Source organism: Kitasatospora sp. NPDC056446, assembly GCF_042796115.1.
Lineage (GTDB): Bacteria > Actinomycetota > Actinomycetes > Streptomycetales > Streptomycetaceae > Kitasatospora.
This window is the reverse complement of sequence record NZ_JBHTRF010000016.1, coordinates 75,156-99,894: the sequence shown is the minus strand read 5'-3', so window position 1 is coordinate 99,894 and position 24,739 is coordinate 75,156. Positions and strand designations below refer to the sequence as shown.

At 77.1% G+C, this 24,739-nt stretch carries 3 protein-coding genes (2 of these 3 only partly in view); all 3 read left to right on the top strand.

What is annotated here, in order from left to right; genetic code table 11:
• Tightly spaced (each overlapping or abutting the next), the 3 genes in view from ACFQ6N_RS12840 to ACFQ6N_RS12830 form a layout consistent with a single transcriptional unit that may run on beyond the window.
• On the top strand, window positions 1–3,704 hold the 3' portion of the coding sequence (locus tag ACFQ6N_RS12840; RefSeq protein ID WP_380648868.1) for an amino acid adenylation domain-containing protein. The gene continues 982 nt to the left of window position 1, outside the view; the window shows 3,704 of its 4,686 coding nt (coding positions 983–4,686); its start codon lies beyond the left edge, outside the window; the stop codon is at window positions 3,702–3,704.
• Entirely contained in the window at window positions 3,704–23,176 is a 19,473-nt protein-coding gene (locus tag ACFQ6N_RS12835; protein WP_380648867.1) for an SDR family NAD(P)-dependent oxidoreductase, read from the top strand. Before ACFQ6N_RS12840 ends, ACFQ6N_RS12835 begins: the two co-directional genes overlap by 1 nt.
• Window positions 23,173–24,739 carry the 5' portion of an SDR family NAD(P)-dependent oxidoreductase gene (locus tag ACFQ6N_RS12830; RefSeq protein ID WP_380648865.1) on the top strand. 5,393 nt of this gene lie beyond the right edge of the window, so only the first 1,567 of its 6,960 coding nucleotides appear in the window; its start codon is at window positions 23,173–23,175; the stop codon falls past the right edge of the window. Before ACFQ6N_RS12835 ends, ACFQ6N_RS12830 begins: the two co-directional genes overlap by 4 nt.

Genomic DNA, 24,739 nt, shown 5'->3' with positions numbered 1-24,739 from the left:
TCAGCGTGATGGTGCCGACCGACGGCCGGCCCGAGCACCGCTTCGACCGCACCATCGGCTACCTGATCAACCCGGTCGTCCTGCGGGTGGACTGCGACCCGCAGCTGAGCTTCACCGAGCTGGCCAACGCCGTCCAGGACGGGATGATCGAGGCCGAGGACTACGGCGGCTACCCGTTCGCCTCGGTCGTCGACGACCTGCGCCGCGGCCCGGACGGCGGAGCGGCCTTCGGCATCGGCTTCTACCTCCAGCAGGGCGTCGGCGGCGACCAGGACATGGAGGCCGGGCAGACCGTCTTCCGGGACGCCCTCGACCTCACCCAGGAGGGCGAGAACGACCTCGTCGTCGAGGTGGTCGTCCGGGGCAACGAGGCCCTCGTGTACGTCAAGTACGACACCGAGCTGTTCGACCGCCCCACCGTGGAGCGGCTGGCCGAGCACTACCGGGAGCTGCTCGAAGCCGTGGCGGCCGAGCCGGCCCGGCGGATCGCCGACCTCGACCTCGCCACCGCCGCCGAGCGGCGGACCCTGGAGCGGGTCAACGCCACCGCCGCCGAGCGGCCGCGCGACGTCAGCGCGGCCCAGCTGGTGCTCGCCCAGGCCGCGCGGCACCCGGAGCGCACCGCCGTGGTGGACTCCGACGGCGCGCTGACCTACGGCGAACTCGCCGACCGGGTACGCGCGCTCACCGGCGTCCTGCGCGCCCGGGGGGTGCGGCCGGGCGCCCTGGTCGGCGTGCTGACGGACCGCCGCGCCGCACTGATCGTCGCGCTGCTCGCCGTCCAGGCCGCGGGCGCCGCGTACGTCCCGCTGGACCCGGACTTCCCGGCCGCCAGGCTCGCCCACATCGCCACCGACGCCGGGCTGGCCGCCGTCGTCCTCGACCCGGCCCTGGCCGACCGGCTGCCCGAGGCGGCCCCGGGCGTCCGGATCCCCGTCGACGACCCGGGCACCGCCGGGCCGGCCGAACCGGTCGCCCGCCGTGACGCCGACCTCGCCTACGTGCTCTACACCTCCGGGTCGACCGGACAGCCCAAGGGCGTCGAGGTCAGCCACGGCAACCTGGTCAACCTGCTGACCGCGACGGCCGACCGGCCGGGCTGCGCCGAGGACGACGTGCTGCTCGCCGTCACCACCGCCGGCTTCGACATCGCCGGCCTGGAGCTGCTGCTGCCGCTCACCCGGGGCGCCGCCGTGCGCCTCGCACCCGCGGACGTCGTCCGGGACGGGCTGGCGCTGGCCGAGCTGCTCGACGGCTCGGGTGCGACGCTCGTCCAGGCCACCCCGGCGACCTGGCAGATGCTGCTGCACGCCGGCTGGACCGGCCGGGTGCCCCGGCTGCTCTGCGGCGGGGAGCCGCTGACCGCCGGTCTCGCCGCCCAACTGCTCGACCGCTGCGACGAGTTGTGGAACATGTACGGCCCGACCGAGACGACCATCTGGTCGTCCGCGGCGCGGGTTCGCCGTAACCGGCCGGTCACCGTCGGCACCCCGATCGCCAACACCACCTTCCGGGTGGCCGGCCCGGACGGCGCCCCGGTGCCGTTCGGCGCCGTCGGGGAGCTGCTGATCGGCGGCCAGGGCGTCGCCCGGGGCTACCGCAACCGGCCCGAGCTGACCGCCGAGCGGTTCCCGCGCGACCGGGTGAGCGGCGAGCGGCTCTACCGGACCGGCGACCTGGCGCGCTGGTCGGCCACCGGGGATCTGGTGCTGCTCGGCCGGGCCGACCGGCAGGTGAAGCTGCGCGGCCACCGCATCGAACTCGGCGAGGTCGAGGCCGCCGTCCGGCGGCACGGCGGCGCCGGGGACGTCCGGGTCGTCGTGCGCGAGGACCTCCCGGGGACCCCGCAGCTGGTCGCGTTCGTGACGGCCGCCCCCGACGTGGCGGCCGCGGCCGTCCGACAGGCCGCCGAGCTGCTGCCCGAGTACATGGTCCCGGCCCGGACGGTCGCGCTGACCCGCTTCCCGCTGACCCCCAACGCGAAGGTCGACGCCGGCCCGCTGGCAGGCCTCCCGATGGCCGAACTGCTGAGCCGGTTCGGGCACCCGCAGGAGCGGCCCGCGCCCGTCGCGGCGCGGCCCGCCGCGTCCGCCCCGGCGCGGCCGGCCCCGCCCGCCGGCGACCTCCTGACCCGGCTGCGCGAGGCGACCGCGGGCGTCGCGGGGCTGCCCGCCGAGGAGGTCCCGGTCGACCGGCCGCTGGGCGAGGCGGGCTTCGACTCCGTCGGCTTCACCCGGCTGGCCGTGGTCCTGCGGGAGCGGCTCGGCGTCACCGTGCGGCCCACCGTGTTCTACGCCCACCCGGACCTGGTCTCGCTCGCGGCCCATCTGACGCAGGCCCACCCCGAGGCGCTCGCCCCGGTCGCCCGGGCGTCCGCGTCCGCGACCCCGGTCGCCGGGCCGCCCGCGCCCGCCGCCGGCTACCCGCCGGTCGCGATCATCGGGGTCGGCGCCCGGCTGCCCTCCTCCGCGAGCCTGGAGGAGTTCTGGGGCCACCTCGCGGCCGGCCGCGACCTGACCCGCCCGTACCCGCTGGAGCGGGGCTTCTCCGCCCGGCTGTTCCCGGAGGGCTACCGCGGCTCCTACATCGACGACGTGGACGCGTTCGACCCGTCGCTGTTCCGCATCTCGCCCCGCGAGGCGGCCCAGATGGATCCGCAGCACCGGCTGCTGCTGCACACCGCGCACGAGGCCCTGCTGGACTCCGGGCACCTGCCCGCCGAGCTGGCCGGCAGCAGCACCGGCGTCTTCGTCGGGCTCAGCGGCGCGGACTACCTCAGCCTGCTCGGCCCCGGCTCCCAGGAGATGGGCGACCACTTCCTGATCGGCAACGTCGCCTCCATCGCGGCCAACCGCATCTCGTACGTCTACGATCTGAGCGGCCCGAGCGCGGTGTTCGACACCGCCTGCTCCAGCTCGCTCGTCGCGATCCACCGGGCGGCCCGCGCGCTGCAGTACGGCGACTGCGACCTGGCCCTGGCCGGCGGGGCGAACCTGCTGCTGTCGCCGTACGGCTTCGCCGGACTGCGCCGCGCCGGGATGCTCAGCCCCGACGGCCGCTGCAAGACCTTCGACGAGCGGGCGGACGGCTACGGGCGCGGCGAGGGCGTGGTCCTGCTGGCGCTCAAGCTGCTCGACCGCGCGCTCGCGGACGGCGACCCGGTGCACGGCGTCCTGATCGGCTCGGCCGAGAACCACGGCGGGCACACCCACTCGCTGACGGTGCCCAATCCGCAGGCGCAGCGCGAGGTCGTGCTGGCCGCGCACCGCGCGGCCGGGGTCGCGCCGGACACGATCGGCTACATCGAGGCGCACGGCACCGGGACACCGCTCGGCGACCCGATCGAGGTCGACGCGCTCAAGGAGGCGTTCACGCTCCTCTACGAGGACTGGGGGCTCCCGGTCGTCCCGGGCCGGACCGGCGTCGGATCGGTCAAGACCAACATCGGCCACCTGGAGGCCTCGGCGGGAGTCGCGGGCGTGGTGAAGGTCCTGCTGGCGATGCGTCACCGCACGCTCCCCGGCCTGGTGGACCTCCGGACGCCCAACCCGATGCTCGACTTCGCGGACAGCCCGCTGCGGATCCAGTCCGCGGAGCAGGCGTGGGAAACACCCGACGGCGTGCCGGCCCGTGCCGGCGTCAGCTCGTTCGGCATGGGAGGCAGCAACGTGCACGTGGTACTGGAAGAGGCGGGGGAACGTTGATGGGTGGCACCACCGAGGACCGGACGGCTCGGCTGATCGTGCTGTCGGCCGACGGCCGCGAGCAGCTCGACCGCTACCGGGCCGAGCTGGCGGCCTGGCTGGACGCCCACCCGGCCGCCTCCCTGGACCGGATCGCGTACACCCTGGGGACCGGCCGCGAGCAGCTGCGCGAGCGGCTCGCCGTGGTCGCCACCGGGGTCGCCGAACTGGTGGCCCGGCTGCGCGACGGCGAGGGCGTGCACACCGGGACGGCCGCGCCCGGCGCCGCCGACACCACGGTGACCGCTGACGACCCGGCCGAGGCGGCCCGGCGCTGGACCGCCGGCGGCACGCTGGAGTGGCCCCGCCCGGCGGGCCGCCGGCCGGCCCGGCTCTCGCTGCCGCAGCCGCCCCGGGCGACCCGCGGCTTCTGGATCGACGCGCCCGCGGCCCTGGCCGGGGCCGACCCCGAACGGCTGCTGACCGGCGCCGAGTTCTACCTGCGCGACCATGCCCTGGGCACGGTCCGGATCCTGCCCGCCGTCGCGGCGCTGGAGTTCGCGGTGGATGCCGCCGCGAAGCGCGGGCACGGCCGGGCCACCGGCATCGTGAACGTGCTGTGGGCCCGCCCCGTGCTGGTCCGGGACGAGCCGGTGCGGGTGCGCCTGCACCTGGAGCCGGCCGCCGACGGCGGCGTCGCCTACGAGCTGCGGCGGGTCGACGGCACGGCCGACGGCGTGCTCTGCTCGACCGGCACCCTGCGCTTCGACGCGGCCCCGCCGGCGCCCCGCGTCGACCTGGACGCCGTCCGCGCCCGCCTGCCCAGGAGCGCCACGGCCGAGGACTGCTACGCGGTGTTCGCCGCGCTCGGCGGCGGCTACGGGCCGAGCCTCCAGGGACTGGAGTCGGTGCGGCACACGCCGGGCGAGGCGCTGGCCCGGGTGGCCGTCCCGGCGGCCGCCGACGAGCCGTTCGACCGGTTCGCCCTGCACCCCTCGCTGCTGGACGCGATGCTCCAGGCCTGTCTGTGGACCGACCCGGACCCGTCCGCCCCCCGGGCCCGCGAACTGCCCTTCGCCCTGGACGGCGTCGACATCTTCGGCCCGCTGCCCGAGCGGGGCCACGTGCACGCCGTCGCGACCCCGGCCGGCCACGACGTGACGCTCGCCGACGACGAGGGCCGGGTGGCCGTGCGGCTGCGCGCCGTCGTCACCCGGGCGCTGGACTCCGTCCCGGCGCCGGACGGCCCGGCCGCCCATCTGCTCGTCCAGACGTGGCGGGACGCCCCCGCCGCCCCCGCCGCCGCAGCCCCTGGCACCGACGGCACCCGGCAGCCCCGGGTGCGGCTGGTCGGCGAGGGCGAACTGCCCGGCGCCGAGCGGACCACCGAGGACGCCGTCCTCGACGGTGACGGGGACCTGCTCGTCGTCCGCACCACGGAGGGCGACCCGCTGCCCGGACTGCTGCGGCTGTTCCGCGCCTGGGCGGCGCGGCCGGCCGGACGCCCGATCCGGGTGCTCCAGGTCCTGCGGCCGACCGGCGGCGCCGCCGACGCGCGGGTGCACGCCCTGGACGGCTTCGCCCGCGCGCTCGCCAACGAGCACCCGGAGTTCCGCGTCGCGGCCGTCGAGGCGGACGACCTCGCCGCCGCCGTCGCGGTCGAGGCCGCCGCCGCGCACGAGTTCCGCGTCCGGTACACCGGCGGGCGCCGGCAGGTGCCGCGCTGGGAGCCGGTCACCCCGGCCGCCGCCCCGCTCGCCCCGAGCGGCACCGTGCTGGTGACCGGCGGCGCGGGCGCCCTGGGCCGCCACCTCGTCGCCCACCTGGGCGGGAGCGCGCGCTACGTGCTGACCGGCCGCTCGGCGCGGGCCGACCTGGCCGCTCTGCGCGCCGCCGGGCTCGACGTCCACTACCTGCCGGCCGACCTGGGCGCCCCCGGTGCGGCGGCCGAGCTCGTCGAGCGGGTGCACGCGGCCTTCGGGCCGATCCACGGCGTCCTGCACCTCGCCGGGACCACCCGGGACGCGCTGCTCGTCCGCAAGTCCGACGAGCAGTTCGCGGACGTGCTCGGGCCCAAGGTCGCCGGCACCCTCGAACTCGACCGGGCCACGGCGGGCGACCCGCTGGAGTTCTTCGTCTGCTTCTCCTCGATGTCCGGTGCCGCGGGCAGCCCCGGGCAGACCGACTACGCCTACGCCAACCGCTTCCTGGACGCGTTCGCGGCCTGGCGCCGGGCGAGCGGCCGGCCCGGGCGCAGCCTGTCCGTGCTGTGGTCGCTCTGGGCCGACGGCGGGATCCGCGTCGACGCCGACGGGGCCACCGCGGCCCGGATGGCCCGTCAGGTGGGGCTGGTGGCGATGCCGACCGCCGCCGCGCTGGCGGCGTTCGACCGCGCGCTGGGCCACGACGGGGACCACGTCATGGTCGCGCACGGGCATCTCGCACGCCTGCGGGAGGTCCTCGACGCACCGGCCCCGGCCCTGCCGTCCGTGGCCTCCGAGCCTTCCGCGGCTTCTGCGGCTTCCGCGGCTTCCGCGACGGACGGGGTTTCCGCGACGGACGGGGAGTCGCCGGAGGTGACCGGTGCCGTCGAGGAGTTCCTGCGCGGGGTGCTGGCCGAGGTGTTCGACTTCCCGCCGGAGGAGATCGACACCGACACCGCGTTCGAGCACTTCGGTATCGACTCGCTGCTGATCATGGACCTGACCCGGCGGCTGGAGGAGGACTTCGGGTCGCTGCCGAAGACCCTGTTCTTCGAGTACCAGAACCTGGGCGCGCTCACGGGCTGGTTCACCGGGCAGTTCGGCGACCGGTTCGCCGCGCAGGCGGCGGAGCCCGCGCCCGAGGCCGTGCCCGAGGTCGTTCCCGTGTCTGCGCCCGCCCCCGCCCCCGCCGCCGCCATGGCCGCGCCGCCGGCCCCAGCCGCCCCCGCCGGCCCGATGCCCATCGCGATCGTCGGCATCGCCGCGCGGTTCGCCGAGTCGGACACCCCGGAGGAGTTCTGGGCCAACCTGCGGGCCGGCCGGGACCTGGTCACCGAGATCCCCGAGGACCGCTGGGACTGGCGCGACTACGACCAGGCCACCCCCGCCGACCAGGCCGCCCGGTACAGCCGGTGGGGCAGCTTCCTGCGCGGCATCGACCGCTTCGACCCGCTGTTCTTCGGCATCTCGCCGCGCGAGGCCGAGATCGTCGACCCGCAGGACCGGCTGTTCCTGCAGACCGCCTGGCACGCCATGGAGAACGCCGGCCGCACCCGTGAGGACCTGCGCGCCCGCCGCGTCGGCGTCTACGTGGGCGCGATGTACGGGCTCTACCAGCTGCACGAGGCCGAGGACGGCAGGATCGGCGCGTCCTCGCACGCCTCGATCGCCAACCGCGTCTCGTACACCCTGGGCCTGACCGGCCCGAGCCTCGGCGTGGACACCATGTGCTCGTCCTCGCTCACGGCCATCCACCTGGCCGTGCGGGACCTGCGCGCCGGTGACACCGACTTCGCCCTCGCCGGCGGCGTCAACCTCCATGTGCACCCGTACAAGTACCGCTTCCTGGGCCAGGGCGGCTTCACGTCCAGCGACGGCCGGTGCCGCAGCTTCGGCGCCGACGGCGACGGCTACGTGCCCGGCGAGGGCGTGGGCGCCGTGCTGCTGCGCCCGCTCGCGGACGCCGTCCGGGACGGCGACCACATCCACGGCGTCATCCTGGGCTCCAGCATCAACCACGGCGGCCGGACCAACGGCTTCACCGTGCCCAACCCCGTCCTCCAGGGGCGGCTGGTCAGCGAGGCACTGGCCGAGGCGGGTGTCGACCCCGCCTCGCTCGGCTACCTGGAGGCCCACGGCACCGGCACCGCCCTCGGCGACCCGGTGGAGATCCGCGGTCTCGCCCTGGCCCTGGGCGACTCGGGCCGGGAGCCGGGCAGCCTGCCGATCGGCTCGGTGAAGTCCAACATCGGGCACCTGGAGTCCGCCTCCGGCATGGCCGGGCTCTCCAAGGTGCTGTTGCAGATGGAGCACGGCGAACTGGTGCCCTCGCTCCACGCCGACCCGTCGAACCCGAACATCGACTTCGGCTCGACCCCGCTGCGGGTGCAGCGCGAGCTCGCCCCCTGGCCCCGGCAGGGCGGCCTGCCCCGCCGGGCGGGCATCAGCTCCTTCGGCGCGGGCGGCGCCAACGCCCACCTCGTCGTCGAGGAGTACGTCGCCGACCGCTCGGCCGGACAGTCGTCGGCCGGGCAGTCGTCGGTCGGGCAGTCGTCGGCCGCGCAGGCGGGCCCCTGGCTGTTCCCGCTGTCGGCCCGGGCGCCGGAGCGCCTGCCCGTGCTGGCCGCACAGCTGGCGGACGCCGTGGAGCGGGGGCGGTACGGCCTCGCGGACGTGGCGTTCACCCTGCAGACCGGGCGCGAGGAGTGGGCGGACCGGCTGGTCGTGCTCGCCTCGACCGCCGAGGAGCTGGTGGCCCGGCTGCGCGGGAGCGACCCGTCCGGCGTCTGGACCGGCAGCGCGCGCGGCCGTGCCTCGGCCCGTGCCGCGGCGCCCGCGGGCGACGACCCCGCCGAGCTCGCCGCGGCCTGGGCCGCCGGCGCCAGGACCACCTGGCCCCGGGGCGAGGGGCGGCGGGTGCCGCTGCCCGGCTACCCGTTCGAGGAGCTGCGCTGCTGGCTGACCGACACCATCTGGTCGCCGCCCGCCCGCGCCGAGGCGCCCGCCCGCGCGGCGCTGCCGGGCCCCGTCCACCCGCTGCTGGACGGGGTCGACCCGGCCGACAGCCTCGACGGTCTGACCCACCGGGCCGTCTTCGGCCCCGAGCACCCGCTCATCGACGGGCACCGCGTCGGCGAGGTCCGGCTGCTGCCCGGCGCGGCCGTCCTGGAGATGGCCCGCGCGGCCGCCGAGGCGGCCGGGCTCGCGCAGCCCGTCCGGCTCGACGGCGTCCGGTGGCTGCGGCCGTTCACGGTGGCCGGCGCCGAGCGCACCGCCCGGCTCCGGCTGCGCCGGGGCCGCGCCGGTCTGGAGTTCGAACTCCTCGACGACCGCGACGAGTTGCTCGCGGAGGGGCGGCTCTCCGAGCTGTCCGAGCCGCGCCCCGGGGCCGTCCCGGTCGAGGCCCTGAAGGCCCGGCTGACCCGGCGCCACCAGGGCGCGGACCTCTACGCCGACCTCGCGGCCGCAGGGCTGGTCTACGGCCCCGCCCTGCGCGCCGTCGAGTGGATCGCGTCGGGCGAGGGCGAGGCGCTGGTGCGCCTGCGGGTCCCCGAGGCGGCCGCCCGGTTCGCCGGCTGCGCCCTGCACCCGTCCGTGGTGGACGGCGCCCTGCACGCGTTCGCCGTCCTGCGCGACCGCACGGCCGGCCCCGCCATGGTGCCCTTCGCCCTCGCGGCCGCCGAGGTGTTCGCGCCGGTGGCGGAGCTGGGGTACGCACACGTGCGGGCCGTCGGCACCGACCGCTACGAGCTGACCCTGACCGACGAGGCCGGAGAGGTCCGGGTCCGGCTGCGCGACCTGTCGCTGCGGCCCGCCGGGGGCGCCGCGCCGTCGGCCGCCGCGCCGCGGACCACCCCGCGGGCCACCCCCGAGCCCGGGAGGGATGCCGCACCCGTGTCGGCCGATGAGCTGATGTTCGTCCCGCGCTGGGCGCCCGTGCCCCAGCCGGACCAGGCCCCCGCCGGGGGCACCACCTGGCTGGTCCGCGGCCCGGAGCACACCGCGCTCGCCGCGGCGCTGCGGGCGGGCCTGGCCGGCACGGTCGTCGAACTCGACCCCCGAGAGGTCCCGGACGCGACCGGCCGGCCCGACCACGTCGTCCTGCTCGCCCCCGCCGGCGGGCCCACCGACGACGTCGACGCGCTCGAAACCGCCCAGGACCGGGGCGTCCTGACGCTCTTCCGGCTCGCCAAGGTGCTGCAGCGGCTCGGCTCGCCGACCCGGGTCACCGTCGTCACCCAGGACGCGCTCACCACCGGCGACGAGCCGGTCCGCGACCCGTACGCGGCGAGCCTGCACGGGCTCGCCCTGTCGCTGGCCCAGGAGCACCCGCGCTGGCGGGTGGCCGTCGTCGACCGCTCGTCCGCCGACGCGCCCGGCGCCGACCTGCTCAGGGTGCCCGCCGGCGGCCCGTACGCGCTGCGCGGCGGCGTGTTCCACCGCCGCCGCCTCGTCGCCGCCGCGCCCACGCCCCCGCAGGAGCGGATCCGCCGCGACGGCGTCTACCTGGTCCTCGGCGGCGCCGGGGGCATCGGACTCGAACTGGCCGACTGGCTCGTCCGGCACCACCGGGCGAAGGTCGTGCTGCTCGGCCGCAGCGAGCTGGACGCCGCCCGCCGCGCCCGGCTGCGGGCCATCGACCCCGGCGGCGAGCTGGTCTCCTACGAGCGCGCCGACGCGACCGACCCCCGGGCCCTGTGCGAGGCGGTCGCCCGCACCCGCGCCCGGCACGGCGCCCTGCACGGCGTCTTCCACGCGACGATCGTGCTGCGCGACCAGACCGTCGCCACCATGACGGAGGACACCTTCCGGTCCGTCCTCGCCGCCAAGACCCGCACCTCGGTCGCCCTGCACGCGGCGCTCGGCGACGCGCCCGACCTGGACTTCGTCCTGTTCTTCTCCTCGGCGGTCGCGCTCTCCGGCAGCGCCGGGCAGGGCAACTACGCGGCCGGCTCGACCTTCGAGGACGCCTTCGCCCACCACCTCGACGGCGTCCTGCGGGCGCGGGTCGCCGTCATCAACTGGGGCTACTGGGGCACGGTCGGCATCGTCGCGGACGAGCGCAACCGGGCCCGCCTGGCAGCCACCGGAATCCACTCGATCACCCCGGAGGAGGGGATGGCGGCCGTGCACAGCGTGCTGGGACGCCCGGACCGACAGGTCGTCGTCGTCAAGGCCGACGCCTCCACGCTGGCCGCGGTCGGCGTCGAGCAGGAGCCCGCAGCGCCGCAGGCCCCGGCCGACGACGTCTCGCTGGTGCCGTCGCTCGCGACGCTCGCGCCCGTCGCGCGGCTGCTCACCGAGGACGACGACGCCCAGCTGGGCGAGGCCATGCTCGGCTGGCTGTGGACCCTGTTCCGCCAGGAGGCCGTCTTCCTGACCGACACCGAGCGGTGGAGCCCCGAGGCGCTCGTCGAGCGGCTGGGCGTCGTGCCCGCGCACGGCCGGCTCTTCGCCGAACTGCTGCGCCAGCTCACCGAGGCCGGCTTCCTGCGCGACAGCGGCGGGCGGCTCGCCCCCACCGGCCGCCCGGTGGCCGCCGACCCGGAGGGCGACCTGGTCGAGCTGTGCGAGCGCAAGGCGGCGCTGAACCGCTTCGACCGGCTGCTCAGGCCCTGCATGCACAGCCTCTTCGGCGTCATGCGCGGCACCGTCCGGGCGACCGACGTGATGTTCCCGGGCGGTTCCACCGCGCTCGTCGAGGGCGCCTACCGGGGCAGCCCGGTCGTCGACCGGGCCAACGAGCTGGTGGTCGGCGCCGTCCGGGACCACCTGGACGGGCACCGAGGCCCGCTGACGATCGTCGAGATCGGGGCCGGCACCGGCGGCACCACCGCCAGTGTCCTGCCCGCGCTGGCCGCCTCCGGCGCCGACGTGAGCTACGTCTACACCGACATCTCCCGCGCCTTCCTCCAGCACGGCAGGAAGCGCTTCGGCGCCGAGCACCCGTACGTGCGCTTCGAGCAGCTCGACATCTCCGGCGACCCGGTCGCACAGGGCTTCCTGCCCGGCAGCGCCGACCTGGTCGTGGCCGCCAACGTCCTGCACGCCACGTCCGACCTGCTCGCCACCCTGCGCGCCGTGAACCGGCTGCTCAAGCCCGGCGGCCGCCTGGTGCTCAACGAGGCCAGCAGCAACGTCGTGACCGCGACCCTCACCTTCGGGCTGCTGGACGGCTGGTGGCTCCACCGGGACGCCGAACTGCGGCTGCCCGGATCGCCGCTGCTCTCCGCCCCCGGCTGGCGCCGGGCCCTCGCGCTCGCCGGCTTCGCCCGCAGCCGGGCCCTGCCCGCCGACGAGGGGCTGAGCCAGCACGTGGTGGTCGCCGAGACGCCGGTGGACGGCGCGGCCTCCACCGCCCGACCGGCGGCCGCTGCCGCCCCCGCCATCGTGACCGCGACCGCGACCGCCGGTCCGGACACCCCCGCCGACGGGGACGCCGACGCGCTGACCGAGGCGGCCCGGGAGTACGTCAAGGACGCCTTCGTCGAGATCCTCCAGGTCCCGCGCGAACGGCTCTGGCTCGACGAGACCTACGAGAACTTCGGCGTCGACTCGCTCACCGTGCCCCGCATCGCCGACCTGCTGGCCGAGCGGACCGGCGAACTGCCCGCGACCCTGCTGTTCGAGTACCCGACCATCCGCGAGGTCGCCGACTACCTGGTGGAGCGGCACCCCGCCGCCGTCCGCGCGCTGCTCCCCGAGCGGCCCGCCCCCGTCGTCGCCGCCCCCGCCGCTACCCCGGTCGCCGCCCCCGTCGCCGCCGCCCCCGTCGCGGTGGCGGAGCCCCGGCCGCAGGCCGCGCCGCGCCCGGAGGCGGACCACCGCATCGCGATCATCGGCGTCGCCGGCCGCTACCCGCTCGCCGATGACACCGAGGCGTACTGGGCGAACCTGCGGGCCGGCCGCGACTGCGTGCGCGAGGTGCCGCCGGAGCGCTGGGACCACCGCACGGTGACCGCCGCCGACGGCCGGCCGGTCAGCCGCTGGGGCGGCTTCCTCGACGGCATCGACGAGTTCGACCCGCGCTTCTTCCAGATGTCCCTGCGCGAGGCCGAGCTGACCGACCCGCAGGAGCGGCTGTTCCTGCAGACCTCCTGGCACGCCCTGGAGGACGCCGGCTACCCGCGCACCCGCCTGCGCGGCAGCCGGGTGGGCGTCTACGTGGGCGTCATGTACGGCCACTACCAGTTGTTCGAGGACGAGCGGGGCCTCGCGGGCGGCATGGGGTACTCCTCCATCGCCAACCGGGTCTCCTACGTCCTCGACCTGCACGGCCCCAGCCTGGCCGTCGACACCATGTGCTCGTCCTCGCTGACCGCCATCCACCTCGCCTGCGAGGCCCTGGCGGCCGGGAAGGCGGACTACGCGCTCGCCGGCGGCGTCAACCTCGCCCCGCACCCGCGCAAGTACCGCCAGCTCGCGGTCGGCGGCTTCACCGGCGACAGCGGCCGGTGCCGCAGCTTCGCCGCCGACGGCGACGGCATGGTGCCCGGTGAGGGCGTCGGCGCCGTCCTGCTCAAGCCGCTCGCGGCGGCGGAGCGCGACGGCGACCGGATCCTCGGCGTCATCCTGGCCGGCGCCGTCAACCACGGCGGCAAGACCGGCGGGTTCGCCGTGCCCAGCCCGGGCGCCCAGGCCGAGGTCGTCGCCGAGGCGCTGCGCGAGGCCGGTGTCGAACCGGGCAGCGTCTCCTACGTGGAGGCGCACGGCACCGGGACGGCGCTCGGCGACCCGGCCGAGGTGGCCGGGCTCGTCCGCGCCTTCGGCGACCTGCCGGCCGGCTCGATCGCCCTCGGCTCGGTGAAGTCCTCCGTCGGGCACCTGGAGTCGGCGGCGGGCATCGCCGCGCTCACCAAGGTCCTGCTGCAGATGCGGGCCCGCGAACTGGCGCCCTCCCTGCACGCGGACGAACTCAACCCGGCCGTCGACTGGAGCCGGGTGCCGTTCCGGGTCCAGCGCGACCTCGCGCCGTGGACCGGCCCCGGGCCGCTGCGCGCGGGCATCAGCGCCTTCGGCGCGGGCGGCTCCAACGCCCACCTCGTGGTCGAGGAGTACCGGCGGGACGAACCGGCCGCCACCCCGGCCGGACCGGCCGTCTTCCCGCTCTCGGCCCGCGACGAGGAGGGCCTGCGCCGGGTCGCCGAACGGACGCTGGCCTGGCTGCGCGCCGCGCGCCCGGCCGTCGACGTGGCGGACCTCGCGGCCGCGGCGGGCGTGCCCGTCACGGCGGTGGACGAGCCGCTCGACGAGCTCGGCCTGGACCCGGCCACCATCGTGCGGCTGATCGGACGCGCCGACGCGGTGCGCCCGGGGGCCGTGCACGGCGGCACGACCCTGCGCGAGCTGGCCGCCCCGGCGGCCGGCACCGGAGCCGGCGTCGACCTCGGCCGGCTGGCGTACACCCTCCAGGTCGGGCGAGAGGCCCAGGCGCACCGCTTCGCCGTCGTCGCCGACTCGGCGCGGGCGCTCGCGGACGCGCTGGCCGGCTTCCTCGCCGGGCGTCCGGTCGGGTACACCGGCGTCGCGACCGCCGAACCCGGCGCCGCCACCGTGCCGCCCCCGGCCGACGCCGAGGGCACCGCGCGCCGCTGGGCCGCCGGCGAGGCGTTCGACTGGGCGGGCGCCCACCCGGGCCCGGTCCGGCCGCTGTCCCTGCCGGGGTACCCGTTCGCGCGGACCCGCTGCTGGATCGACGCGGTCGCCCCCGCCGCCCCGGCTTCCGCCGCTGCGGCGGCCCCGGCGGGCGCCGCCCCGGCCGCCCGGTCGGCCGAACCGGACGGCGCCCGGGTGCTGGCCGCGCTGCTGGACCTGCTGGGCTCCGTCAGCGGCTACCCGGTGGCCGACCTCGACCCGGCCGGCTCCTTCCACGACCACGGCCTGGACTCGCTCAGCCTGGTCCGGCTGGCCGGCGAGGTCTCGGAGGCCTTCACGGTGCCGGTCGGCCCGGACCAGCTGCTGGCCACCCCCACCCCGAAGGAGCTCGCCGCCTGGCTGGTGCGCGAGTACCCGGACGCCCTCCCCGGCGCGGACCGGCCCGCCCCGGCCGAGACCGCCACCGCCGCCACGGCCGAGATCCAGGCCGCGGCCGCCCCGGCCGAGGACGACCCGGTGGTGATCGTGGGCATGGCCGGCACCCTGCCCGGGTCCGCCGACCTGGACGAGTTCTGGGCCAACCTGCAGCACGGCGGCGACCTCTTCGAGGACGTGCCCGCCGACCGCTGGGACGCCCGCGCCCACCACGGCGACCCGGCGCTGCGCCCCGACCTGACCCGGATCACCCGGGCCGGGTTCATGCCGGACATCGACCGGTTCGACCCGCTGTTCTTCGGCATCTCCCCGCGCGAGGCCCGCTGGATGGACCCCCGCCAGCGCCTGCTGCTGCGCACCGTGTGGACGGCCCTGGAGGACGCCGGCATCGACCCGACGGACCTCGCCGGCACCGACACCGGCCTGTTCGTCGGCGTCGGTTCCTCCGAGTACGCCGAGCTGATCCAGCGCTCCGGCACCCCCACCGACGCCTACTCGTCGACCGGCCTGACCCCGTCCATGCTGGCCAACCGGGTCTCGTACCACCTCGACCTGCGCGGCCCCAGCGAGCCCGTCGACACCGCCTGCTCCAGCTCGCTGGTCGCCCTGCACCGTGCGGCCGAGGCCCTGTACCTCGGGCACTGCGACACCGTCGTCGCGGGCGGCGTCAGCCTGATGCTGTCGCCGGTGACCTTCGCCTCCCTCGAACGGGCCGGGATGCTCAGCCCGGACGGCGTCGGCCGGGCCTTCGACGAGGACGCCGCCGGCTACGTGCGCGGCGAGGGCGTGGGCGCCGTCGTGCTCAAGCGGCTCAGCCGGGCCCGCGCCGACGGCAACCCCGTCCTCGCGGTGCTGCGCGGCACCGCCGTCAACCACGGCGGACGGTCCAACTCCCTGACGGCGCCCAACCCGCGCGCCCAGGCCGAGGTCATCGTCAAGGCGCACCGCGCCGCCGGGGTCGACCCGGCGACGATCGGCTACATCGAGACGCACGGCACCGGGACGGTCATCGGCGACCCCGCCGAGACCAACGGGCTGCGCCAGGCCTTCGCGGAGCTCTACCGCGACTGGGGCCACCCGGCGCCCGAGGCGCCGCACTGCGCCCTCGGCGCGCTGAAGAACACCATCGGGCACCTCGAACCGGCCGCCGGCATCGCCGCCGTCCTGCGCGTGCTGCTGTCGATGCGGCACGGCCGGATCACCGGCGACCCGCACGGGCAGCGGCCCAACCCGCACCTGGCGCTCGCCGGGACCCCGTTCGAGGTCGCCTCGGCGGGCCGGGAGTGGCTGCCATCGGCCCCCGGCGTGCCGCGCCGCGCGGGCGTGAGCTCGTTCGGCTACGGCGGGGTCAACGCCCACGTCGTCCTGGAGGAGTACCGCGCCGACGACGAGCCGGCCGGCACCACCGCCCCGGTCGTCTTCGCCCTCTCCGCACGCGACCGGGACCGGCTGCACGCCCACGCCCGGGCGTTCCTGGACAAGCCGGACAGCTGGACGCCCGACCTCGCCGCGACCGCGCACACCCTCCAGAGCGGCCGCGCCGCGCACGCCGAACGCCTGGCGTTCGTCACCGGCTCGGCCGAGCACGCGCTCGCCACCCTGCGGCGCTTCCTCGCCGGGGACACCGCCGGCCTGCACCTCGGCCGGGTCGAGCGGGGCGCCGACCCCGAGCGGTTCGACGGGCCCGGCGACGAGGAGGCCGCCGCCGCCTGGGTGCGCGGCGCGACCGTCGACTGGTCCGCCCGGCGGACCGGGACACCGGCGCTGCGCTCCCTGCCCGGCTACCCCTTCGCCGCCGAACGGCACTGGTTCACCGACGGCACCCCGGCGCCGGCCGCCGAACCGGCGCCCGCGAGCGAACCGGTGCCCGCGGCCGAACCGGCCGCCGCGGCCCGACCGGCGCCGCCGGTCAGCCTGTTCGCGGCGCAGTGGACGGCCGAACCCGTCCCCGCGGCCGTGCCGCGCACCGACCGGGTGCTGGTCTTCGGCGACCTCCCGGTCCCCGGCGCCGTCCACGTCCTGGCCGGCACCGCGTACGCCGAGGACGGCGACACCGTCACGATCCGGCCCGCCGAGCCCGAGGACTACACCCGGCTGCTCGCCGTCGCGGCCGACCGCGTCGTGCACCAGTGGCCGCTGCTCGCACCGGACCGCGCCGACCTCGGCACCGAGTCGGTGTTCCTGCTCGCCCGCGCGCTGATGGCCTCCCGCGCCCCGGCGCGGCTCCAGGTCCTGGTGCCCGAGGGCGCCATGGCGGAGGCGTGGGGCGGCTTCGAGGCCTCGCTGCGGGCCGCCCTGCCCGGCACGGCCGTCGGCGTGGTCCGGGTGGCCGGCCCGGTCGACGAGGCCGCGCTGCTCGCCGAGGTCGCGGCCGAGCGGCTCTCCGGGGCCGCCGTCCGCCTCTCGGCGACCGGCCGGACGGTCCGGACCCTGACGGAGATCGCCGCGCGGCCCGCGCAGCCGTCCCCGCTGCGCCCGGGCGGCGTCCACCTGGTGACCGGCGGCGCCGGCGGGCTCGGGCTGCTGCTCGCCCGGACCCTGCTGGCGCGCGGGGCCAAGGTGGCCCTCACCGGCCGGTCGCCCGAGGCGGACCGGGCCGAGGAGCTCGCCGGGCTGCGCGCGCTCGGCGAGGTGCGGTACTTCCGGGCCGCGGTGGAGGACCGGGCCGCCATGGCGGCGGTCGTCACCGCCGTCAAGGAGCAGTGGGGCGCGCTGGACGGCGTGTTCCACCTGGCCGCCACGGCCTCCCGCACACCGCTGCCCGGCAAGGACGTCGCGGAGTTCCGCACGCACCTGCGGGCGCGCCTCGACGGCACCAGGGTGCTCGACGAGGTGACCGCGGGCGAGCCGTTGGACGTCTTCGTGCTCTACTCCTCGCTCGCCGGCCAGCTCGGTGACTACGGCCTGGTCGACTACGCGGTCGGCGCCCGCTTCCTGGACGGCTTCGCCGAGGAGCGCGAGGCGCTGCGCACGGCGGGCGGCCGCAGCGGGCACACCGTCGCGATCGACTGGCCGATGTGGCGCGACGGCGGCATGCACGTGGACGCGGAGGACGAGAGCCGCTACCTCGCCGCCACCGGGTTCCGCTACCTGGAGGCCGACGAGGGCGAGCGGCTGCTCGACCTGGTGCTGCGCCTCGGCCGGCCCCAGGTGGCCGTGCTGCCGGGGGAGCCGGAGCGGATGCGCGAGCAGGTCGCCGCGACGCGGACCCGCGAGGCCGCGCGCCCGGCCGCTCCCGTGGCTCCGGCGGTTCCGGCGGCCCGGCCGTCGGGCGCCGGCACCGGGGGTGAACTCGCGGACCAGCTCCGGGAGATGATCGCGGAGAACCTGGGCCTGGCGCCGTCGGCGCTCGACCCGCAGGCCGGCTTCGGCGAGTACGGGCTGGACTCCTTCGGCCTCCAGACGCTGTCCGCCGCGCTGGAGGAGCGCTACGGCGTGACGGTGCCGACCACGACGCTGTTCGGTGCGAACACGATCGGCAAGCTCGCCCGCCACCTCGCCGAGGAGTACCCGGCGCTGCTGCGCCCCCGGCCCGCCGCCCCCGTGGCGGCCCCGGCCCTGGTGGCAGCTCCGGCGGCGGCTCAGGCCCCGGCGGCGCTCACGGCCCCCGTGGCGCGGGAGGCGGCCCGGCCCGAGGACGACGCGATCGCCGTCATCGGCATGGCCGGGCGGTTCCCGGGCTCGGCCGACCCGGACGCGTTCTGGCAGCACCTCGCGGACGGCCGGGACCTCGTGACCGAGACCCCCGCCGACCGCTGGGACTGGCGGGAGGTGTCCCGGCGGTACGGCGGCACCGCCCGGTGGGGCGGCTTCCTCGACGACGTCGACCGCTTCGACCCGCTGTTCTTCAAGATCTCGCCGGCCGAGGCCGAGGTGATCGACCCCCAGCACCGGCTGTTCCTCGAACACACCTGGGCGGCGCTGGAGGACGCCGGCTGCCGGGCCGACCGGCTCGCCGGACGCCGGGTGTGCGTCTTCGCGGGCGTGCAGTTCAACGACTACGAGGCGATGGTGCAGGGCGGCGGGCAGCTCAACGCCCACTCCGGCACCGGGCTGGCGCGCACGATGCTGGCCAACCGCATCTCGTACCTGCTGGACCTGCGCGGCCCGAGCGAGAGCATCGACACCGCCTGCTCCAGCTCGCTGGTGGCCCTGCACCGCGCCGTCCGCGCCCTGCGGTCCGGGGAGAGCGAGCTGGCCATCGCCGGCGGGGTGAGCCTGGTGCTCTCGCCGCAGACCGTGGTCGCGGGCAACCAGCTCGGCGTGCTCTCGCCGGACGGCCGCTGCAAGGCGCTGGACGCGGCGGCCGACGGCTACGTCAAGGGGGAGGGCGTGGGCGTGCTGGTGCTCAAGCCGCTCGCCCGCGCGCTCGCCGACGGCGACCGGGTGCACGCCGTCATCCGGGGGAGCGCCGTCAACCACGGCGGACACGCCTCCTCGCTGACCGCGCCCAACCCGCTGGCCCAGGCCGACGTGCTGGTCGACGCCTACCGCGACGCCGGCGTGCCGATCGAGTCGGTGTCCTACGTCGAACTGCACGGCACCGGCACCCCGCTCGGCGACCCGGTGGAGATCGACGGCCTGACCCGGGCCCACCGCGCGCTCGCCGGCGGCCCGGCCACCGCCTGCGGCATCGGGACGGTGAAGAGCAACATCGGCCACCTGGAGCCCGCCGCCGGCATCGCCGGGGTGATCAAGGTGGTCCTGGCGATGCGGCACCGGACCCTGCCGCCGACCCTCCACCTGCGCACGCTCAACCCGCTGATCGAGCTCGACGGCACGCCGTTCGAGCCGGTCGCCGCCGCGACCCCGTGGGAACCGGCGGACGCCACCGGAGCGGCGCTGCCGCTGCGCGCCGGGGTCAGCTCCTTCGGCTTCGGCGGCGTCAACGCGCACGTCGTCCTGGAGGAGCCGCCGGCCCCGGCGACCGCCGCCGCGACCGGGCCCGCGCCGGAGCAGGAGGTGTTCCTGCTCTCCGCCCGGACCGAGGAGGCGCTGCGCCGGTACGCGGCCGCGACCCTCGCACGCCTCGACGGCACGCACCTCGACGGCACGCCCGAGGGCGAGCGGCCGTCGCTCGCCTCGCTCGCCTTCACCTCCCAGGTCGGGCGGGTGCCGATGGCGGTGCGGCTCGCCGTGGTCGCCGGCTCGACGGCGCAGCTGCGGGAGCGGCTGGCCGCCTTCCTCGACGGCGGCTCCGCGCGCGGCACCGCCGACGGCGACCACGCCTGGCTCGCCGAGCCGGAGGGCGCGAGCTACCTGGCGCGGCTGGTCCGCGAGGGCCGGCTCGACCGGATCGCCCGGCTCTGGCAGGACGGCGCCGACATCGACTGGAGCGCGCTGCGCGCCGACCGGCCGCCGCTGGTGTCCCTGCCGACCTACCCGTTCGCCCGCGAGCGGCACTGGCTGGCGGTCGGCACCGCCCCCGAGCCGGAGCGGCGGCCGGACGCGCCGTCCTCGCTGCTGCTGGTGAAGGACTGGGAGGCCGCGCCGCTGCCCGCGGCCGAACTGCCGGCCGGGATCGTGGCGCTGGTGAGCGCCGAGACCGAGCCGCTGGCCCGGGCCGCGTTCGGCCCGGCGGCCGAGCTGGTCCGACTGGACGGTGACGACGAGGCCGCCGGCGCGAAGCTCGCGGCGGCACTCGGCCGGGTCGGGGCCGTCGTCGACCTGGTCGACGTGTCCGCGCTGCCCACCGCCGTGGTGGAGGCCGACTGGGCCCGGATCGCGCTGGTGCGCGAACTGGTCGCGGCCCACCGGGCCGGAGGGTTCGCCTACCTCCACCTGACGCACGGCCTGACGACGTTCCGCGCCGAGCGGCCGACCCTGCGGGGCGCGGCGCTCGCCGGACTCGTCCGGATGCTCACCGCCGAGTACCGGGGGATCCTCGCCCGCACCCTCGACACCGACTCCCTGGAGCCGGCCGAGCTGCGGGCGGCGGTCGCGGCCGAACTCGGCGCGACCGACCCGGTGACCGAGGTCTGCGTACGCGGCGGAGTGCGGCACACACCGGTGCTGCGCGAGGCCGTCGAGGCCGTCGAGGCCGGGCCGGGGGCGGACTGGTCCGCCGACCTGGCCGGACGGACGGTGGTGATCACCGGCGGGACCGGGGCCCTCGGCCGGCTGGTGGCGGCCCGACTGCTCGACCGGGGCGCCGACCGGCTCCTCCTGCTCGGCCGCACCGCGCTGCCCGACCGGGCCGCCTGGCCGGCCCTGCTGGCCGACCCGGCCACCGACCCCGCCCTGGCGGCCCGTCTGCGAGACCTCGCGGCGCTCGACCGCCCGGGCGTCCGGGTGCTGGTCGAGAGCGCCCCGCCGGAGCGGATCGCCGAGGTGATCGACCGTGCCCGGCGCGAGCTGGGCCCGATCGCCGGGATCGTGCACTGCGCCGGCCTCGGGGTGATGACCGACCCGGCCTTCATCGGCAAGCGGATCGCCGACGTCAGCCGGGTGCTCGAACCCAAGACGACAGGACTCCAGGGCCTCCTGGACGCCTGCGCGCAGGACCCGCTGCGGTTCGTCGTGCTGTACTCGTCCGTCGCCGGCCAGGTGCCCGCGCTGGCGGTCGGCATGAGCGACTACGCGCTGGCCAACTCCGCGCTGGACCGCTTCGCCGAGTACCGGGCGGCGACGGGCGGGCCGCTCGTGCGTTCCGTCCAGTGGCCGAGCTGGCGGTCGGCGGGCATGCCGGAGGTCGACACCGCGGCCTACCGGGGCCTGGGCCTGCGGGCCGTCGAACCGGAGGCCGGGCTCGACCTGCTGGACCGGGCGATGGCCGCGGCCGAGCCGGTCGTGCTGCCCTGCGTGGTGGACGGCGGGCGGTTCGACGCCCGTGCGCTGCTCGCGGTGCCGGCGCCCGGCCGGCCGAAGGCCGAGCGGGGCGGGAACGCCGCCCCGGCCGCCCCTGCCGTGCCGGCCGCCCCGACCGCACCGGCCGGGGAGGCCCTGGTCCGGCGGTTGACCGAGGTGATCGCGGCGACGCTGCGGCTGGACCCCGCGCAGGTGGGGCCGGACGCCGACTTCGCCGACCTCGGGGTGGACTCGATCATGGTGGCCCAGATCCTGGCCGCCCTGGAACGGGAGCTCGGCGTGGTCGCCGAGCCGTCGGCGGTGCTGGAGAACCCGACCGTGGCACTGCTCGCGGCGGCGCTGCGGGACCAGGTCCCGGCGCTCCCCGCCGCCGAGGCGCCCGCACCCGCGCCGGTGCCCGCGCCGATGCCCGCTGAGCCCGCGCCGGTGACCGCACCGGAACCGGCGTCCGCCGAGGTGCCCGTACGGGCCGAGGCGGCCGCCTCCGCCGAGGTGTCCGGGCCCGCCCGGACGGCGGCCTCGCGGGACGGCATCGCCGTCATCGGGATCGCCGCCCACTTCCCCGGCGCGCCCGACCACGCCGCGTTCTGGCGCAACCTGGCGTCCGGAACGGACTCGGTGACCGAGGTCCCGGCGTCCCGCTGGGACCGGGAGCGGTTCTGGCGGCCCGTCCAGGAGCCCGGGACCACCATCAGCAAGTGGGGCGGCTTCCTGGAGGACATCGAGCGGTTCGACCCCGAGTACTTCCGGCTGGACCCGGCGGGCGCCGCGCACGTCGACCCGCTGGTCCGCCAGATCCTGGAGACCGGCGCGGAGTGCCTGGCGGACGCCGGGCTCACCGCCGCCGACGTCGGCGGCCGGCGGGTGGGCGTCTTCGCGGGCGCCCGGGCGGCCAACTTCGGCGCGCACCACAGCACCGGGGGACCGCAGGCGATCAGCGGGCTGGCGCAGAACTTCATCGCCGCCCAGCTGTCCCACTTCCTCGACCTGCGCGGGCCGTCCGTGGTGATCGACTCGGCCTGCTCCTCGGCGCTGGTCGCGGTGCACCTGGCGGCGCAGAGCCTGCGCACCGGGGAGTCGGACCTGGCGTTCGCGGGCGGTGCGGACATCCTCCTCGACGAGGTGCCGTTCGTCGGCATGAGCGAGGCCGGCGCGCTGTCGCCGACCGGCCGCTGCCACACCTTCGACGAGCGGGCCGACGGCATCGTCCTCGGCGAGGGCGCGGGCATGCTGCTGCTCAAGCGCCAGGCCGACGCGGTACGGGACGGCGACCGGATCTACGCCGTGATCGAGGGCGGGGCCGTCAACAACGACGGCCGCACCATGGGCATCACCACGCCGAACCCCCGCGCGCAGCGGGCGGTGATCGAGGCGGCGCTCGCGGACGCGGGCGTCCGGCCGACCCAGATCGGCTACGTGGAGGCACACGGCACCGGCACGATGATCGGCGACCCGATGGAGCTGAAGGCGCTCACCGAGGCCTTCCGCGGCGCCACCGACGAGATCGGCTTCTGCGGTGTCGGCAGCGTGAAGACCAACATCGGCCACACCCTGAGCGCGGCCGGCATCGCCGGACTGATCAAGGTGGTGCTCTCCGTCCACCACGCGCAGCTGCCGCCCACGCTGCACTGCGCGACGCTCAACCGGCGCTTCCGGTTCGACGAGTCGCCGCTGTTCCCGGTCCGGGAGCTGCGGCCGTTCGAGGGCCGCGAGGGCGTCCGCCGGGCCGCCGTCAGCTCGTTCGGGTTCGGCGGCACCAACGCGCACCTGGTGGTGCGCCAGGCCCCGGCCGGCCACGTCCCGTCCCAGACCCCGCTGGACCCGCCCCGCTACCAGCGGCGGTGGTTCTGGTTCGACCGGCCGGCCCAGCCGCCGGTCCCCGCGTCCGGGCCCGTGCGGCCGGCGCCGTTCTTCGAGCTCCAGATCCAGTCCGTGCCGGGAGGCAAGCAATGAACGCGTTGGACGGCCTGACCTGCACCGTGGTGGTGCGCGGGACCGACCCGGTGCTGCGCGACCACCGGGTGCACGGCACCCGCATCCTGCCCGGCGTGTCGTTCCTCGACATGATCTACCGCGTCCTGCTGGCACGCGGGGTCGACACCGAGCGGGTGGAACTGCGCCGGATCCTGTTCCGCAACCCCGTGGCGGCCGGACCGGACTTCGACACCGAGGTGACGATCCGGTTCACCGCCGACGGCGGCGGCTACCAGGTGTCGGCCACCGGCACCCGGCGGCCGTCGGGCGAGGTCGAGCCGCTGTTCGAGTGCCGGCTCCTGCTTGACCTGCCGTTCCCCGTGGAGTCGGTGGACCCGGCCGGTCTGCGCACGCGGGCCGCCCGCACCGTCGACATGGCGGAGCTGTACGCGACCGTGCGGCGCACCGGAATCGAGCACGGCGACTTCATGCGGGCCCGCGGCACGCTGCACGTCGGGGACGGCGAACTGCTGGCGGACCTCGCGCTGAGCCCGCAGGCCGCGGACTACGCCGAGTACTTCCACCTGCACCCGGCCGCGCTGGACTCCTCGACACTGCTGCCGACGGCGTTCGCCACCGGGGACGTGGGCGGTGGGGCGCGGCCGTACATCCCGATGCTGATCGAGTCGTTCCGCGCCCGCGGTCCGCTCGGGACGCGCAACCTGGTGGTCGCGGCCCCGCCGCGCCCGGCCGGTGCGGACGGCGACCTGACCACCTGCGACCTGAGCTTCCACGACGAGCACGGGCAACTGCGGCTCTGGCTGCGGGGCCTGACCTCCAAGCGGGTCCGGGACGAGGCCGCCATCACCCGGCTGGAGGGCGCCGCGCCGGCCCGGGAGTCGGGCGAGGCCGCCGTCGTCCGGCCGGAGGCCGCCGCGCCCGCCCGGGAGTCGGGCGAGGCCGTCGTGCGCCGGCTGCTCGCCGACCGCCTCGACCGGGCGGACTTCGACGAGGAGGCGGGCTTCTACGAGCTGGGCCTGGACTCCTCGGGCCTGCTGGGCATCGCCGCGGACCTGGAGGGCGCGTTCGGCCGGGACTTCTCGCCGACGCTGCTGTTCGAGCACAACACCTTCGCGGCCCTGGCCGAGCACCTGCGGGAGTTCCAGCCGGTGGCGGGCGCCGTCGCGGCCCCGGCGGCTCCGGCCGTACCCGCCGCTCCGGTCGCTCCGGCGGTTCCCGCCGCCCCGGTCGAGGACGTGCCCGCCGAGGTGGTCTGGTTCGCGCCGCACTGGCGGGCCGAGCCGCTGCCCGCGGCCGCGCCGCCGGCCGCCGTGCTGACCGTCGACGCGGCCACCGCCCACGACTGGCCGGCCCTGCTCGCCGGCTCCGCCGCCTCGGACGTGCTCTGGATCCCCGCCGATCCGCAGGACGTCGCGGCCGAGGCGGTCGCCCTGACCGGCTTCGCCGCGGCCCTGCTGCGCGCCCGCCGGGGCCCGGTCCGCCTCGCCCTCCACCTCGCCGACGACGCGCCGGTCGAGGCCGTCGTGGCCCTGTTCCGGACCCTGCGCCGGGAGCAGCCGGACGTCCGGGCGGGCGTGGTGC